The organism is Campylobacter coli LMG 9860 (assembly GCF_000254135.1).
Classification (GTDB): domain Bacteria; phylum Campylobacterota; class Campylobacteria; order Campylobacterales; family Campylobacteraceae; genus Campylobacter_D; species Campylobacter_D coli.
Genome location: NZ_AINS01000093.1, coordinates 1 through 809 on the forward strand (window position 1 = coordinate 1; position 809 = coordinate 809).

The window sequence follows — 809 nt, forward strand, 5'->3', positions numbered from 1 at the left end:
ATAAATTTAAGATTTTTAGGATTTTTACTGATATCAATCGGGGTTTTAAGAGTGCTTGAAGTTTTAAATTCGATCAAACCAGCTTTAGCAAGCAAATCCAAAGCTCTACTTTCATTGGTAGCATCATTTGGAATAGCAATTTTAGCACCATTTGGGATATTTTTAATATCTTTAATATCATTAGAATAAATAGCCATAGGAACTAAAACAATAGAACCCAAAGAACTTAATTTTGTGCCTTTGTGAGCGTTAAAATCCTCTAAAAAGGGTTTGTGTTGATATAAATTTGCATCTAAATCTTTTTCATTAAGCGAGATATTAGGTATATTATAATCACTAAATTCTTTTACTTCAAGATTCCAACCTCTTTCTTTAAAAATAGGTTTTGCAAAATTTAAGATTTCAGCATAAGGAGTAGGCGTTGCTCCTATAATGATACTCTTTTCGGCTCCAAAGAGAAAACTTGTTATGCAAAAAACACTCAGTAATATTTTTTTAAATTTCATAAAAACTCCTTAAAATGCAGGGATTAGTACATCTTTATAGTGCTCATCAATAATATTTCTAAATTTATCACTTCTTAAAATTTCATCTATGATTTTAGTTTTTTCATTGTCTTTATCTTCAAAACGAACCACAACATAATTTACATAAGGGCTATTTTTATCTTCTCTAAAGATGGTATCTTTAATCGGATTCAGTCCAGCTCCAAGCGCAAAATTAGAATTAATCACAGCAATATCCACATCATCTAAAGCTCTTGGGAGTTGTGCTGCTTTTAGTTCTATAAATTTAAGATTTTTAGGATT

At 29.2% G+C, this 809-nt stretch carries 2 protein-coding genes; both read right to left on the reverse strand.

All coding sequences use genetic code 11. From position 1 onward, the window contains the following. The coding region (locus CCO88_RS08985) for a MetQ/NlpA family ABC transporter substrate-binding protein (RefSeq protein ID WP_002782790.1) at positions 1-506 on the reverse strand (506 nt) is incomplete at its 3' end. A gap of 9 nt (positions 507-515) precedes the next feature. Further along, positions 516-809 (reverse strand): MetQ/NlpA family ABC transporter substrate-binding protein (locus CCO88_RS08990; RefSeq protein ID WP_002785125.1); only part of this gene is annotated, 294 nt, incomplete at its 5' end.